Genomic DNA, 15,843 nt, shown 5'->3' on the forward strand with positions numbered 1-15,843 from the left:
GAGTAAAATGAGTGGTAAATTATATTTAATACCTACTCCAATAGGAAATTTAAAGGACATAACTCTTAGAGCACTTGAGACTCTAAAAAGTGTAGATATAATTGCATGTGAAGACACAAGACAGAGCTTAAAGCTTTTAAATCATTTTAATATAAAGAAAACTTTAATAAGCTATCATAAACATAATGAAAATGGAAAAAGTGAGGATATAATAAAAAAATTAGTAGAAGGTCAAAATGTAGCTATAATAAGTGATGCAGGTACTCCGGGAATCTCAGACCCAGGAGCTATTATTGTAAAAAGATGTATTGAGGAAAATATAGAATTTGAAGTATATCCAGGGGCTACAGCAATAACTACTGCTTTAGTCTATTCTGGACTAAATACGAATAAATTTTTATTTGTAGGATTTTTATCTAGAGAAAATAAAGAGAAAAGAGAGACTATAGAGGGGTTATCAGATAGACAAGAAACTTTAATATTTTATGAAGCACCTCATAGATTAGAATCAACATTAAGTTTTATAAAAGATAACTTAGGAAATAGAAATATTGCTGTATGTAAGGAGCTTACGAAACTTCATGAAACTATATTAAGGGGTACTTTAGAAGAATGTATAGAGTATTATAAAGAAAATAAGCCTAAGGGTGAGTATGTACTAGTTCTGGAAGGTAAAAGCAAGAGTGAGATTGTGGCAGAAATGAGGGCTAAGTGGGAAGATATGAACATTGAAGAGCATATAAGAGCATACATAAATGAAGGTCTAGATAAAAAAGAAGCAATAAAAAAAGTTGCAAAGGAAAGAAATATGCATAAATCAGAGGTATATAAGTTTGGAATTGATATATAAGTAAAGAAGAATTATTATAAAATTTTATGAGTAAGAATGAATGTGAAGAGTTACATTAAATATATTTACTTGTATATTCATAAAAAATAGAGGCTTGTCTCATTTTTTTTCTAAATTACTTGAGATATTAGTCATTATAGTGTTATAATGGTAAATGAGATTTATAACGTTGAGGGGGAGGGAATTTTTTTGAATAAGAAAAGCATATCATTAGTACTTGCTTTAGCATTAACTATCTCTTGTGCTGGAACTAGCGCATTTGCAGATCCAAACAGTGATAAAGCAAAATATGAGCAGAAGCTAGAGGAAAATAAAAATAGCTATAAAAGTGCTCAGGAGCAAGTCGATGAGATATCAGCTTCAATACAGTCAGTAAATTCTCAAATGGAAAATATCACTATTGATATAGAAAAGTTGAATGCTGAAATTAATGAAGCAGAAGGTAAAATTGAAGAGAGCAACAAGAAGGTACAAGCTACTGAAAGTGATATAAAAGACGAAAATGAATTATTTAATAAGAGAATGAAATCAATGTATATGAATGGTATGGATAGCTATATTGAGGTACTTTTAGACTCAGAGGGTATATCCGACTTTATGACTAGACTAAGTAACGTAAACAGAATTATAAGCTATGATAAAGAAGTTGTTAGTAGTCTAGTTGAAAAGAAAGAAATTCTTGTATCAGAGAAAAAAGCAATTGAAGATGAAAAAGCAAAGCTAGATACATTACAAAAAGAGAATAATACAAAATTAGCTCAACTAGAAGAAAAAAGAGTTGAACATAAAGAGGCTTTAGCTAAAGCAGAGGCTAATAGAGATTTATTTGAAGCTGCTTGGAAAGAAAGTGAAGCGCAAATAAAAGAAACAGAGAGACAAATAGCTGAGTATACTGCTAATAGTAATAATACTGCTAGCAATAATAGTAGTACAACTAACAATAGTCCAAGTACAGATAGACCAAGTAGAGGAGATAGTAGTTCAAATGTAACAGCACCTCCAAATGCTTCAGGTAGTTCTATAGTTGGCTATGCAATGAACTTTATAGGACGTCCATACAAATGGGGTGCAACCGGACCTGATAGTTTTGATTGCTCTGGTTTAACTAGTTATGTATATGCTGCTTGTGGAAAAAGCATTCCTAGAGTAGCTGAAGCTCAAATGAATGCAGGAACACCAGTTTCTCAACCAGAACCCGGGGATTTAGTGTTCTTTGGATCAGCTGGAAATATATATCATGTTGGTATATACGTTGGTAACAATAGTTATCTTCATGCGCCTCAAGACAATGAATATGTAAAGATATCTCCACTGAATACTAGAGGAGATTATGCTGGAGCAAGAAGATATTAATTCTGCCAAATAAGATCAGTAATTCAATTTACTGATCTTTTTATATTTATAAAGAGTTTAATAATATATTAGTATTGAAGCCTACTAATATATTTCTTAAGAGAATAATTAGTGTATAATCAGCCATCAGAGGATAAAATCTCACTATATATAATATATATAATAATAAAAAACGCTACCTAATTTTAAGTAACGTTTTATTATTAACTATTATTATTCTTGACATTTTAATTCAGTTAGACACTTTTGGCATATGTTTTTAGATTTATAATTAATTACGTCACGAGCATCTCCACAGAAGATGCATGCAGGCTCATATTTCTTTAATATAACTTGATCACCATCTACATATATTTCAAGTGCATCCTTAACATCGATATTTAATGTTCTTCTTAACTCCACTGGGATAACTATTCTCCCTAACTCATCTACTTTTCTTACAACACCAGTTGATTTCATAATAAATTCCTCCTATATTTTCGCTTGTGTAACTAAACAAAACCTAGTTACAGATATTATAATTAATACCATATAATAACTATAATACAAAAAAAATCATAAGTCAATAAAAAATGATAAAAAAAATAAGTTTATTACATTATATCCCATTAATATAATGGCTATTATAGTAATATTAATCAGAGAATAAGGAAAAGATGAATAATTTAACTTATAATTAACTATTTTAACATAAAAATACTGTTTTTCAATAGAAATTTATATGAATAGAGCATTAATTCTACAAAAAATATCAAATTTTGAAGGAAAAAGAGTAGTGCTATTCATTGTTTTAAACAGAAAATAAAAAATATTATACACAACCTATCTGTGGATAATGTGGATAATGCTCAATATAAGCTTATAATCGATACAATTAAAGGAAACTATATATAGATTAATTAACATATTATGTTGATATTATTTAGTAAAATGTGTTAATAAAATGTGATTGTTGTTAATAATATTAGCATATATTGAATATATGAAGGATTTATATATATAAACGTCATAATAGATTAATAAAAATTTCGGCTTTTACTTTTATCTTATAAGATATTTGTAAATATAATAATTATCTTTTATAATTAATATGAGTTAGTGTAGAAAAATTTAAAATGTTATTGAAGTGAGGAATGAAAATGAATAATAAAGAGAGTGATAATGGAACTATTTTTCAAGAGATAGTATCTAAGTTTTCAGAGATGATAGATGAAAATACTGAAAAAAGTATAATACAATATGATGAATTGCCTCAATATGATCTATTCTTATCACAAGTTAAAGATTATCTTAATGATAAGTTTGCTCATGATAATTTTACTAATAGTATACTTCAAAATTATATAAAAAGCGAAGTTATTTCTAAACCGGAAGATGGTAAGAAAAGAGGCTATACTAAGTTACATTTAGTTCAATTAGTTCTGTTAGGATATATGAGACCAATTTTGACAACAGATGAGATAAAAAGTGTATTTAGACTGGCCTTTAACGATATAAATAATAGAGGAGACGATATTCTTTCTTGGGAGGATACTTTTAAGTTATTTAGTGATTTACAACAGAAAAGTTTGGACATTTCGTTCATTGGAGAAAAAAAAGAATTAGATGCAATATTTAAGAAACACTTGGAAAAGTATGAATTTAATGATGAAGATAAAGAAAGAATAATAATGTTTTTATTAGTTATGAGTTTAGTGGCTCATGCAAGTAATATAAAGAAATTAGTGACTACATTAGTTAAAGAATTCGAGGATAAATATAAATAAAAGTGGTGTTTAGTATATAAATCAAAGTTAGGATTTAAAGAATAAAAATATCTTCTTATGAAAAGATACATATTAGATGTATTTATAAGGAGATGAGAATATGAAATCAATTTACTTGACCCAGGTAATTAGTAATATAAATAAAGATTTAGTAGAATTATTGCTTATGGTAAAAGATAAAAAGATATATAAAAATGAGATAATATATACCCTAGGGGATATAACAGAAGAATTGACATTTAAGGATAAAAATAATTGTAATAATACGTTAAATGTAGGTGATGTAGTTAAGGCTTATATAAAAGATAATATGATAGTGAAAGTAGATTCATCAGAATTTAATTATAACTTAAATGATTTTATGAATTATGTTAAGAAAGATATAAAATCTATATTATATGAATTAGAAGAATTGACAACTCAACAATTTAAATGTAAGGAAGTTATATCTTTAAATAAATATTTTTTTGGCGATAAGAATTTCGTAAGTGAGTTTTCACAAGGAATTGGGGGATTAGAACATCATACATATATAGGGGGACTTGCAGAACATACTCTTAATGTAACCTATTGGGCAAATGAACTTGCTAATAGATATAATTGTAGGTATAGAGAGATTGCTATATTAGCAGCAAAACTTCATGATATTGGAAAAATACATGAATATTCATCAAAGGGAAAATTTAAAGCGACCATTAGGGGGGAAATGGAAGGCCATATAGTTATAGGAATAACTATGGTAGAGGAAGCATTTAAAAGTGCACCTGGATTTTATAGCGAAGATTTTAAAAATCGGATTAGAGGATGCATTGTACAGCATCACGGTAAACTAGAATATGGCTCACCTAAATCTCCTAACACTGAAGAAGCTTTTATAGTCCATTATGCAGATTATATCGATGCTACTATGAATAAAGTATCAAATGTGAAGGATATAACAGAACAAGATACATGGTCAGAATATGAAAAAAAAATAGAAACTAAATTATTCATATAAAAATCATACAACAAATTACTTGAGTAATTTGTTGTATGATTTTTAATGTTAGCATATATAAAGATATGCATAAAATGGATCGATAATCTATTAATGGGGAAATATAGGGGGGTATTATAATGGGGAGAAATAAAAGCGATATTGCGAAAGTTAATAAATTAATATTAATTGTATTCTTGAGTATCATGTTTGTCACAATTACAGGTTCAGTTTTACAAGTGTATAACGGATATAGGGGAATTGAATTTGCAATATTTAATATATTAGTAGCAACAATAACATATGTTATCTCAATACATCTATATATAAAAAATACATCAAATAATATAATTAGATGGGTTATGGCTACAGGTTTTCTAATGGTAGATACATATGTATTACTTACATCATCATGCGCATCTGCCTTTGCAGCGGGATTTCCTTTTATATTAAGTTTAGTTTTATACTTAGATACAAAACTAATAACTATTGTTGGCGGATTTAATTTTATATCAATACTGATATATGCATATATGCAAATTAGGTTAGGAAATAGTGCTGAGTTAACTGGAATTTTAGGAGCTACTATAATGTTCTTCCCAACGATTGTAATAGCTACAAAATTTATTGCAAAAATGAATGAAGATATGGATAGAAATGTGGAAGAGATAAATAAAAATAGTAAGGTACAACAGAATATGTTAATAGATTTATCTAACGTATATGATGTGGTTAAAGAAAAGTCTAATCATCTTAAAGAGATTGTTTCTTTAATTGGAGAAAGTACAGAAACTATAAATTTATCCATAGAAGAAATAGCTATGGGGGCAACTAACACTAGTGAAGAAATTGGGAGTCAAACTAATTTGGTAAATAATATAAAGCAACAAATAACAGAGACTGAAGATGTTACTACTATAGTTAAACAATCTTCTGAAGCAGCAGATAAAGTAATAGATAATGGTCTAAAAATTGTCCATGAATTATCTGAAAAAAGTGAATATATTATGTATAAGAATAAAAATGTTAGTAGTATTATGAAAGAATTAGCTGAAAAGTCATCTAATATTGCTCAAATAACTAATGTTATATCGACTATAGCAGAGCAGACTAATCTTTTAGCGTTAAATGCTGCCATTGAAGCAGCTAGAGTAGGTGAAAGTGGAAGAGGATTTGCTGTAGTAGCAGATGAAATAAAGAAATTAGCAGCTGAGAGTAAAAACAATTCACTAGAGATAGGTAATATATTAAAATCTTTAGAAGAGGATACTAATGTATCAGTTTTAGAAGTAGAAGAATTAGTTGATGCTAATAATGAGCAACAACAATTAGTAAAAGATACAGATAGAGCATTTTCCACTATCCAGAGAAATGTGTCTATAGTAAAAGAAGAGATAATAGGTGTAGTTTCCAAGGTATCTGAAATTTTAAAAAGTAGTGAAAAGATACATGATAATATTACAAATTTATCAGGTATAGCGGAGGAGACCATGGCTAGTTCAGAAGAAGCTTCAGCTATATCTCATGAAAATTTAAATAATTTTAAGGAATTAGAAAGTATAGCAGAAGTATTAAATGATTCAATAGAAGAAATAAATAAATATATTAAATAAAAATACACATAAATAGAACCCATAAGTAGTGCACTCTTTCTCTTGAAGAATGCACTACTTATGGGTATTTATACTTTAGCTACAGGAGCTTTCTCCTATAGCTTTAGATATTACTTTGAAAGTCTTTCCAAATAATGTTTTTTTGTAAGCAACAATGCAATCTTCAAAAATGTATTCTTCATCTTTATTAACTACAAAAGTTATTTCATCCACAGTTTCTACAGTATCATCTGATTTTTGTTCATCCAGAACAACGCTTAGATTAGGGCCACCTCAACCAAAACCAGCAATAGCTAGTCTAACAACAGGTTTGCCTTGTTTGTTTAAGCTTTCTAAAAGAGCATCTTTAGTTTCATTATCAAAAGTTATTTTCATTTTAATATCCTCCTTATACTTTACTTTTATTTAGTATACCATATGACTTTACATTTATCCTGATAAATATATGATAGACTTGGTATTTACTTCTTAGGATAAAATATTTTATACTTTATGATACAATATTTAAATAAAAAAATATGTGATTAAGTCACATATTTAATGGCTAATTTAATAAAATTAAACCATTATTTTAAACAGTATTGACATTATAGTTTATTTACAGTAGAATGAAAGCAATAAAATTTAATAAAGAATCCTTTTAAAAATGGTACAGAGATGCCGACAAGGGAAGAAAAGATTTTGATATGAATACAGTTGTAGTACAATAAAATTCACTATACTATTATATTCATATGCAAAATTATATGCAGAGATATTTATAGCTTTCCTTGTTAAGGAAAGCTTTTTTTATTGAGTTTTATAAGTAAATCTTAATACCTTTAAATTATCCCAGAGAGGTTAAAAAGGAGTGTTTTATATGTTAAAAGGAAAAAATTTAATCGAACCAATGGACCTTACTTTAGAAGAATTAGACGGAATATTTGACTTAGCAGACGAGATAATAGCAGACCCCCAAAAATTTACACATGCTTGTGATGGATATTTACTTACTACATTATTTTATGAGCCAAGTACTAGAACGAGATTTAGCTTTGAAGCAGCTATGAACAGGCTAGGTGGACGTGTAATAGGGTTTTCAGAACCAAATGCTAGCTCAGTAGCTAAAGGAGAGAGTATTGCAGATACTATAAGAACAGTTGCATGTTATGCAGATATAGCTGTAATGAGACATCCTAAAGAAGGAGCACCACAAGTTGCAGCACAATATAGTGATATTCCAGTAGTAAATGCAGGGGATGGTGGACACCAACATCCAACCCAAACTTTAACGGATTTATTAACTATAAGAACATTAAAGAAAAGACTTAATAATTTAACTATAGGTTGTTGTGGAGATCTAAAATTTGGAAGAACAGTACATTCATTAATAAAGGCCCTAAGCAGATATGAAAATAATAAATTTGTACTAATTTCACCAGAAGAACTAGAGATACCTGAGTATATAAAGAAAGAAATACTTAAGAAGAGAAATATAGAGTTTAAGCAAGTTAGGACCATGGAAGAAGCTATGAAAGAAATAGATGTTTTATATATGACTAGGGTACAAAGAGAAAGGTTCTTCAATGAAGAAGACTATATAAAACTTAAGGATACTTATATATTAGATAATGAGAAAATGAATAATGCAAAAGAAGATATGATAGTACTTCACCCATTACCAAGAGTAAATGAAATAGCTTATGAAGTAGATAGTGATAATAGAGCTGTTTACTTTAAACAAGCTAAGTATGGAATGTATGTAAGAATGGCATTAATACTAAAATTATTAGGAATTTACTAAGGTATATAAGGAGGAAGGAATATGTTAACTATAAATAGTATAAAAGATGGATTGGTAATAGATCATATAAAAGCTGGAGAAGGAATAAAAATATTCAACTTCTTAAATCTAGATAAGGCTAATTTCACTGTAGCTCTTATAATGAATGCTAATAGTGATAAGTGCGGTAAGAAAGATATAATAAAAATAGAAAATAAAATAGATATTGATTTTGAAATATTAGGAGTAATAGACCCAAATATAACTATAGATATAATAGAAAATGAGGAAATTAAGGAGAAAATCAAGCTTAGACTTCCAGAAAAAGTAGAAAGTGTTATAAAGTGCAAAAACCCTAGGTGTGTTACATCTATAGAGCCTAACATAAAGCACATACATCATTTAGTAGATGAAGAAACAAAGGAATACAGATGTCATTACTGTGATGACTTACAAAGAGTAACTTCACTATATTAATGGTTGGGATTGGAGGATATTTATGGAAATTTGTATAAAGAATGGTACAGTAGTAGACTGGAGCGGAGCCTTTGTTGGTGATGTGTATATAAAAGATGGAGTAATTTGTGAGATAGGAAGAAATCTTATAAAGGATTGTGAGACTATAGATGCTGAAGGAAAGATAGTAATGCCTGGTTTTGTAGATTTGCATGTACACTTTAGAGACCCAGGATTAACGTATAAGGAAGATATAGAATCTGGTTCTAAAGCTGCAGTTAAAGGTGGATATGTTATGGTAAATCTTATGGCTAATACGAATCCAGTATGTAGCGATATGGATACAGTTAATTATGTTATAAATAAAGGTAAAGAAGTAGGACTTGTAGATATAAATCAAGTTATATCTATAACTAATAAGTTTAGTGGAGATGATATTAGCCATTTAGATAATCTAAAAAAAGGTGACATAAAGGTAATATCTGAAGACGGAAAAGATGTTATGCATAGTGAAGTTATGTTAAATGCTATGATTAAAGCTAAAGAAAAGGATATAACAGTTATGTGTCATTGCGAGAATCATAATCTATCTAATATAGACATGAGGCTTGCAGAAAATACTATGACTTGGAGAAATATAACCTTAGCTAAACATGCAGGATGCAAAGTTCATTTTTCACATGTAAGTACTAAAGAATCTATGGAATATATAATTAAATCAAAGAAAAGGGGAGATAAAGTTACTTGTGAAGTAGCTCCTCATCATATAGCTTTAGCTAATGACATAGAGTATAGAGTAAATCCTCCACTTAGAGAAAGTGAAGATATAGATTATTTAATTAATGCTATAAAGGACGGATATGTAGATAGCATTGCTACGGACCATGCACCACACACTGAAGAAGATAAGAGAAAGGGAGCTCCAGGAATCTCAGGAATAGAAACAGCTTTTGGAGTTTCATATACTAAGCTTGTGAAAGCAGGTTATATAGATTTAAGTAAGTTAAGTGAAATTATGAGTAAGAGACCTAGTGAAATATTAGGAGTTAACAAGGGACAAATTAACATAGGATACGATGGTGACCTAGTGATAGTAGATTTAGAAAAAGAATATGAGATACGTAAAGAAGAATTCTTATCAAAAGGAAAGAATACTCCATTTAATGGTATGAAAGTATATGGAGAAGTGCTAACTACCATAAAAGGTGGTAAGGTTGTTTATAGAAAATAATAAAGTGAGGAAGTGCCATATGATTATAGATAGACTATTTGAGACAATTGCAGAAAAGGGACATGTATGTGTGGGATTAGACACAGATATATCATATATACCAGACAGTTTTATTAAAAAGTTTGAAAATATAGGAGATGCAATTTTTGAGTTTAATAAAGCTATAATAGATGAAACTATAGATCACGTAGCTTGCTATAAACCACAGATAGCATATTATGAAGCCTATGGATTAGAAGGACTAAGAGCATATTCGAATACTTTAAAATATATAAAGGCAAGAGGAGCAATATCTATAGGAGATATAAAAAGAGGAGATATTGCGAAAACAGCTGAGATGTATGCTAAAGCACATTTTGCAGGAGAATTTGAAGCTGATTTTGTGACTTTAAGTCCATATATGGGGTTAGATAGTATTGAGCCATACTTACCTTATTTAGAGAATAGTGAAAAGGGAATTTTTGTACTAATAAGAACTTCCAATAAAGGTAGTAAGGATATTCAATATATAGAGACTAAAGGTGATAGAAGAGTATTTAATGTAGTAGGAGAAACTATAAATAGTCTAGGCAAAGATTATATGGGTAAATATGGATATAGCTCCATAGGTGGAGTTATAGGTTGTACTCATGTAGATGAGGGTATAGAAATAAGAAATAATTTAGATAGTACATTCTTCCTAATACCAGGATATGGCGCTCAAGGTGGAAGAGCAGAAGATGTAGCTCTTTACCTTAAAGATGGAAATGGAGGAGTTGTTAACTCTTCAAGAGGTATAATGCTTGCATACAAAGGAAAGGTAGACGGTGAAGAAAATTTCGCTAAATATGCAAAGGAAGAAGTTATCAGAATGAAAAATGAAATTTTAACAGCTATAGAAAACTTAAAGAAATAAATTATAATTACAGGCAATGCCATACAACTTTATTGTATGGCATTATATTAGAATAAGTTATTAGGAGCAGTAGAATGAAAAAAGATAATTATGAATATAAAGTGGGTAAGGTAATAGAAAATAAAGAAGTTGCTAAAGGGATATTTAAATTATCTATAGAGGGAGAGTTTCAAGGTAAACCTGGACAGTTCTATATGTTAAGATCTTGGGAAAAGGAACCTATATTATGGAGGCCTATAAGTATTCATAATATAGGATCTAATTCGATAGAATTTTTATATCAATTAGTTGGAGAAGGAACAAGGTTACTAAGTAATCTAATACCAGGACAAGAAGTTAAGGCTATGGGTCCACTAGGAAATGGCTTTGATTTAGAAGGGATAAAAGGAAAGGTTGCAGTAGTATCAGGTGGTATTGGAGTAGCGCCTATGAGATACCTAGTAGATAGTATAAAGAATTCCGAAGTTCATGTGTTTGCTGGTTTTAGAGATGAAATCTATGGACTAGAAGATATAGAAACTTTAGGCATATCAGTAAAAGTATCCACGGAAAATGGAAATGTTGGGCATAAAGGGTACGTAACAGAGCTATTTAGTCCTAAAAATTATGATATAGTTTTATGTTGTGGGCCAGAAGTTATGATGTATAGAGTAATTAATATGTGTAGGGAAGTTGGTACAAAAATATATATATCTGAAGAAAAGAAGATGGCTTGTGGAATAGGAGCTTGTCTTGTGTGTACTTGTAAGACTGTTAATGGAAATAAAAGAACATGTAAAGATGGTCCAGTATTTAATGGATTAGATTTAGAATTTTAAAGGAGAAGTTATGCTGAAGGTAAATATTTGTGATAAAGAGTTTAAGAATCCAATAATGACGGCATCAGGTACCTTTGGATTTGGAGATGAGTATAGTAAGTTTTATGATATATCTGAACTTGGAGGAATTTGTAGCAAGGGATTAACCTTAAATGAAAGACAAGGTAACTATGGAATAAGAATTAAGGAAACCACAGGTGGAATGCTTAATAGTGTAGGGCTTCAAAACCCTGGTGTGGAAAAGTTTATAAAGGATGAGCTTCCAAAGATGAAGGAATATAATACTAATATAATAGCTAATGTTGGGGGAGCTACAGTAGAGGAGTATATTAGTATAATAGAGAAACTTAATGAAGTTAATATAGATATTATAGAACTTAACATTTCATGCCCTAATGTAAAGCATGGCGGGATGGCTTTAGGAATAAAATCAAAGGTTGCATACGAAGCAGTAAAGGAAGTAAAAAGGATATGCAAAAAGCCTTTAATGGTAAAGTTATCTCCTAATGCTGAAAATATAGTAGAAATGGCATTAAGTTGTGAAGAAGCTGGAGCAGATGCACTATCATTAATAAATACTTTTCAAGGAATGTCTATAGATTATAAGAAAAGAAAAGCTGTATTTGATAATACCTATGCTGGGTTCTCTGGGCCAGCAGTAAAGCCTATGGCCCTAAGGATGGTTCATCAAGTATGTAAGGCATGTAAAGTGCCTATAGTTGGTCTTGGAGGCATTACTAATTGGGAAGATGCTATAGAGTTTATAATGGCTGGCGCTACAGGAATTCAAATAGGAACAGCTAACTTTATAAATCCTTTTGCTCCAATAGAAATTATAAAGGGGATAGAGGAATTTTTAGTAAGAGAAAATATTAAAGATATCAGTGAAATTAGAGGAATAGTATAGGAGGAAAATATTATGGAAAATAAAGTTGTAGATATATTAATTCAGTGTGAAGCATTATTAGAAGGACATTTCTTATTATCATCAGGTAAACATAGTAATAGATACTGTCAATGTGCAAAGTTACTACAATACCCAAACAAGGCAGCAGAAGTATTAGAGATAGTTACAAATCAAGTTAAGGACTTAGATATAGATATGTTAGTAGGGCCTGCTATGGGTGGAATAATAGTTGCTTATGAGCTAGCAAGGCAGTTAGGAAAACCAGGGATATTTACTGAAAGAAAAGATGGAGTGATGACATTAACAAGAGGATTTGAAATTAAACCTGGTCAAAGAATTCTGATTACAGAAGACGTAGTTACCACAGGAAAATCTACGATGGAGGTTGTAGAAGTACTAAAAGGTTTAGGAGCAGAAGTTGTAGGTGTATGTTGTATAGTTGATAGAAGAGTTGAAAATTGTGTTTTAACTCTACCAGTGTATAGTGCATGCAAGTTAGAAATAGAAAGTTTTGAGAAGGAAGAATGCCCTCTATGTAAAAAGAATATATCTTATGTAAAACCAGGCAGCAGAAATATTAAATAGTCATATAGATAAAATAAGATTTACCTTACCTACCATTGTGTATAGTAAGGTAAATTTTTTTATATAAAGTTTATAAGTAAATTTTATACTTAGCTATAATTAGAGTCATAAATTGTATAAAAGGTTAATATTATATATCATTAATTAACAACTGGTGTAAGGAGAAGCAAATATGATTAATAATGTTCCTAGTATTATATACGATAAAAATAAAAATCCACTTAGAGTTATAAAATCAACTAAGGTATTTTTTAAAAAACAAGGAAGAGTTGGATATGTGTTTCACGTTGAGAGAGAGGAAAGAATAACGAGTATAAGTGAATTTGATCTAATCGAAAATAATGGTAGTTTTATTATTACAAAAGATATATTTGAGAGTTCAGGTACACTACAAGGTATATAGATACGAAGATATAAATTAAAATAGGAATATACTTATGATTATAAGCCAAACTATATATGATTATTTATCCGATGACTACCCGCTCTAATACTCTCATCTTCTTCAAAGTAGGGGTAAAGAGCGGCTACGATCCTGGATAACGATTTCTAAGCTTCAGTAGGAGTATAAAAATCCCCTCTGAAGCTTAGAACTCTGTTTATTAGTTCTATGAGATATAGAAACTAAATTAATGTAATCATATATAGGAGGTTATAAGATGAAGAAAAAGATAAATGATATACTATTATTTGTTGTAGTATTATTAATTATAGTAACTGTAGTATTAATGGGATGTAATATGGATAATAAAAAAAGTGATACTGTTGGAGCTGGACCTACAATAGAAGATATGAGTGATGAACCTATAGCTAAGGAAGAAGAAATTCGTAATGCTATAGCTACTTGTGAAAGAGTTATGTCAAAGGTTGAAGAAATTCCAGAAGTAGAGTCAGTAGTAACTTTTATAAACCATGAATCTGTATTAGTTGCATTAAAGCTAAAGGAAAACTACAATGATATATCTCCTGAATTACGAATGAAAATTGAGGAAAGAGTAAAGGACACTTATTCTGATGCCAAAACTATAGCTATAAGTAATGATGAATATGTATATGAATCCATAGATAAATTATTAAAATCTTTTAAAGAGAATAAGCCTTTTCAAGAGTTTAAGAAAGATTTAGAAGAAATAATAGAAAAAATGTAATAGGTTTTTACAAGTCCAAGGTTATTAGAATTTTAACCTTGGACTTATATTTTGATTTATTAAATTTTGTTAATTAAACATATAGCCTGAGAGGATATCCCTTCTTTGGCACCAGTAAAGCCAAGGCCTTCTTCGGTGGTAGCTTTAACATTAATTTGCTCAATAGAAATATTTAATGCTTCGCTAATGTTTTGTCTCATAGATGTAATATAAGGAGCCATTTTAGGGCTCTGAGCAATTATAGTTGCATCTATATTTTCTATCATATAATTATTTTTATTTAGTAAGGCATTAACTTCATTAAGAAGTTTAATACTAGAAATACCTTTAAATCTATCATCTGCATCTGGAAAGTGTTTTCCTATATCACCAAGCGCTGCAGCACCTAGTAAGCTATCCATGATTGCATGAAGCAAAACATCAGCATCAGAGTGGCCTAAAAGACCAAGGGAATGAGGAATTTTTACACCACCAACAATTAAATCTCTATTAGGCACTAATTTATGCACATCATATCCTATACCAACTCGCATATATAAACCTCCAATTATTTATAAATAATATAACCCAAGTTTAACACATTTCAATGATTATTATCTATTGATAAGATAAAATAACTTATAGTGTGAGTTAAAATTAATATCAATGTAATATTAATCATTCACATTTTAATATGCTCTAAGTGGCACAATTTAGAGGAAAAATCCTTTAAAACTAGCATTCTATTTAAAAAGTTAAATATATAAATATTTATATATTTTCATAGGTAAAATTTTATATATTAATTAGTAAATTTAAGGATGTTCGTTATGAGAAGCTATATATTTAATAGAATAACGGATTAAAATATTTAAATATAGAAATTACTAAATGAGCTAGTATGATATATGTTATTAAAAATTATAAACAGGTTATTAACATAACTGTGGATAATGTTGATAATATTTTATGAATTAATCAGGTATATAATAGTTATGAGGGGATAGTTTATAAAAATTATGTAATTATGAGATGAAAATGTGGATATTAACATTGAATTCACTAAGTTATGAACAGGGTATCTGTGGATAATGTTGATAATATGGACAAGTAAGAGAGTATAACATTAGATTACAAACAAAATATTTATTAAGAGGTTTTAGTTCAATAATTGACAAAGTTTTATTAACAATGTATGTTAATAGATTTTTATGTAGGATAGTATACTGAAAATTTTGGAGGATGTGATATAGTTTTATATTTAATATAGATTTAGGAAGAGTTAAGATAGGGTAGTCTGTCTAAATTCAGTTATGTAAAGGAGAATTTTAATCTAAATTAAAAAGAAGGGAGATAAAAAAATAAAATGGAACCTATATGATAGACACTATAAAAAGAGAGCCTATCAGTATAGGTTCTTTTTTTGTACAATAAAAGTATGAGGTGATTAAAATGAGTAAAAAGACTTTTACTGCTAAAGAGGTTGAACTATTATCAAAGAATA

General features: G+C 29.2%; 17 protein-coding genes. 14 read left to right on the plus strand and 3 right to left on the minus strand.

All coding sequences use genetic code 11. The features are described from left to right. The first annotated feature begins 7 nt into the window (after positions 1-7). Both rsmI and B3W71_RS03720 read left to right on the plus strand, forming a co-directional pair. Positions 8-850 (plus strand): 16S rRNA (cytidine(1402)-2'-O)-methyltransferase, encoded by an 843-nt coding sequence (gene rsmI / locus B3W71_RS03715; protein ID WP_346887596.1) that lies wholly within the window; start codon positions 8-10, stop codon positions 848-850. Between the two features lie 189 nt (positions 851-1,039). After that, complete coding sequence (locus B3W71_RS03720; RefSeq protein WP_346887597.1) at positions 1,040-2,203, plus strand: NlpC/P60 family protein; 1,164 nt, start codon at positions 1,040-1,042, stop codon at positions 2,201-2,203. Positions 2,204-2,416: 213 nt separating this feature from the next. Here the strand turns inward: B3W71_RS03720 and B3W71_RS03725 are convergent, their stop codons facing one another. Further along, positions 2,417-2,662 (minus strand): AbrB/MazE/SpoVT family DNA-binding domain-containing protein, encoded by a 246-nt coding sequence (locus B3W71_RS03725; RefSeq protein WP_346887598.1) that lies wholly within the window; start codon positions 2,660-2,662, stop codon positions 2,417-2,419. 743 nt (positions 2,663-3,405) lie between these two features. Between B3W71_RS03725 and B3W71_RS03730 the strand changes: the two genes are divergently transcribed. The 3 genes from B3W71_RS03730 to B3W71_RS03740 all read left to right on the plus strand — a co-directional run bounded on the left by B3W71_RS03730 (position 3,406) and on the right by B3W71_RS03740 (position 6,558). Continuing rightward, entirely contained in the window at positions 3,406-3,969 is a 564-nt protein-coding gene (locus tag B3W71_RS03730) for a DUF1836 domain-containing protein (RefSeq protein WP_414631976.1), read from the plus strand. Positions 3,970-4,069: 100 nt separating this feature from the next. Continuing rightward, positions 4,070-4,966, plus strand: coding sequence for an HD domain-containing protein (locus B3W71_RS03735; RefSeq protein WP_346887600.1), 897 nt, complete (start codon positions 4,070-4,072; stop codon positions 4,964-4,966). Between the two features lie 119 nt (positions 4,967-5,085). After that, the gene (locus tag B3W71_RS03740; RefSeq protein WP_346887601.1) at positions 5,086-6,558 is read left to right on the plus strand and encodes a methyl-accepting chemotaxis protein; all 1,473 of its coding nucleotides are present in this window, start codon (positions 5,086-5,088) and stop codon (positions 6,556-6,558) included. Between the two features lie 75 nt (positions 6,559-6,633). Here B3W71_RS03740 and B3W71_RS03745 read toward each other — a convergent pair whose 3' ends face one another. Beyond that, the gene (locus B3W71_RS03745; protein ID WP_346887602.1) at positions 6,634-6,771 is read right to left on the minus strand and encodes a hypothetical protein; all 138 of its coding nucleotides are present in this window, start codon (positions 6,769-6,771) and stop codon (positions 6,634-6,636) included. Positions 6,772-7,417: 646 nt separating this feature from the next. Here B3W71_RS03745 and pyrB point away from each other — a divergent pair. The 9 genes from pyrB to B3W71_RS03790 all read left to right on the plus strand — a co-directional run bounded on the left by pyrB (position 7,418) and on the right by B3W71_RS03790 (position 14,360). Continuing rightward, positions 7,418-8,341, plus strand: coding sequence for an aspartate carbamoyltransferase (gene pyrB / locus B3W71_RS03750; protein ID WP_346887603.1), 924 nt, complete (start codon positions 7,418-7,420; stop codon positions 8,339-8,341). A gap of 21 nt (positions 8,342-8,362) precedes the next feature. Continuing rightward, entirely contained in the window at positions 8,363-8,797 is a 435-nt protein-coding gene (locus tag B3W71_RS03755; RefSeq protein WP_346887604.1) for an aspartate carbamoyltransferase regulatory subunit, read from the plus strand. Positions 8,798-8,819: 22 nt separating this feature from the next. After that, entirely contained in the window at positions 8,820-10,007 is a 1,188-nt protein-coding gene (locus tag B3W71_RS03760; RefSeq protein WP_346887605.1) for a dihydroorotase, read from the plus strand. 19 nt (positions 10,008-10,026) lie between these two features. Continuing rightward, positions 10,027-10,902 (plus strand): orotidine-5'-phosphate decarboxylase, encoded by an 876-nt coding sequence (gene pyrF, locus B3W71_RS03765; protein ID WP_346887606.1) that lies wholly within the window; start codon positions 10,027-10,029, stop codon positions 10,900-10,902. Between the two features lie 74 nt (positions 10,903-10,976). Continuing rightward, complete coding sequence (locus B3W71_RS03770) at positions 10,977-11,720, plus strand: dihydroorotate dehydrogenase electron transfer subunit (protein ID WP_346887607.1); 744 nt, start codon at positions 10,977-10,979, stop codon at positions 11,718-11,720. 10 nt (positions 11,721-11,730) lie between these two features. After that, positions 11,731-12,627, plus strand: a complete 897-nt coding sequence (locus B3W71_RS03775) for a dihydroorotate dehydrogenase (protein WP_346887608.1) — start codon at positions 11,731-11,733, stop codon at positions 12,625-12,627. Positions 12,628-12,639: 12 nt separating this feature from the next. After that, on the plus strand, positions 12,640-13,212 hold the full coding sequence (pyrE, locus tag B3W71_RS03780; protein WP_346887609.1) for an orotate phosphoribosyltransferase: 573 nt from the start codon (positions 12,640-12,642) through the stop codon (positions 13,210-13,212). A 172-nt stretch (positions 13,213-13,384) separates the two neighbouring features. Continuing rightward, positions 13,385-13,615, plus strand: coding sequence for a hypothetical protein (locus B3W71_RS03785; protein ID WP_346887610.1), 231 nt, complete (start codon positions 13,385-13,387; stop codon positions 13,613-13,615). 256 nt (positions 13,616-13,871) lie between these two features. Then, entirely contained in the window at positions 13,872-14,360 is a 489-nt protein-coding gene (locus B3W71_RS03790; RefSeq protein WP_346887611.1) for a YhcN/YlaJ family sporulation lipoprotein, read from the plus strand. A 59-nt stretch (positions 14,361-14,419) separates the two neighbouring features. On the opposite strand, the gene ispF is transcribed toward B3W71_RS03790, so the two are convergent. Then, complete coding sequence (ispF, locus tag B3W71_RS03795) at positions 14,420-14,893, minus strand: 2-C-methyl-D-erythritol 2,4-cyclodiphosphate synthase (RefSeq protein ID WP_346887612.1); 474 nt, start codon at positions 14,891-14,893, stop codon at positions 14,420-14,422. Positions 14,894-15,843: the final 950 nt, after the last annotated feature.

The organism is Clostridium sp. UBA1056, from assembly GCA_002316385.1.
Classification (GTDB): Bacteria; Bacillota; Clostridia; order Clostridiales; family Clostridiaceae; genus Clostridium_J.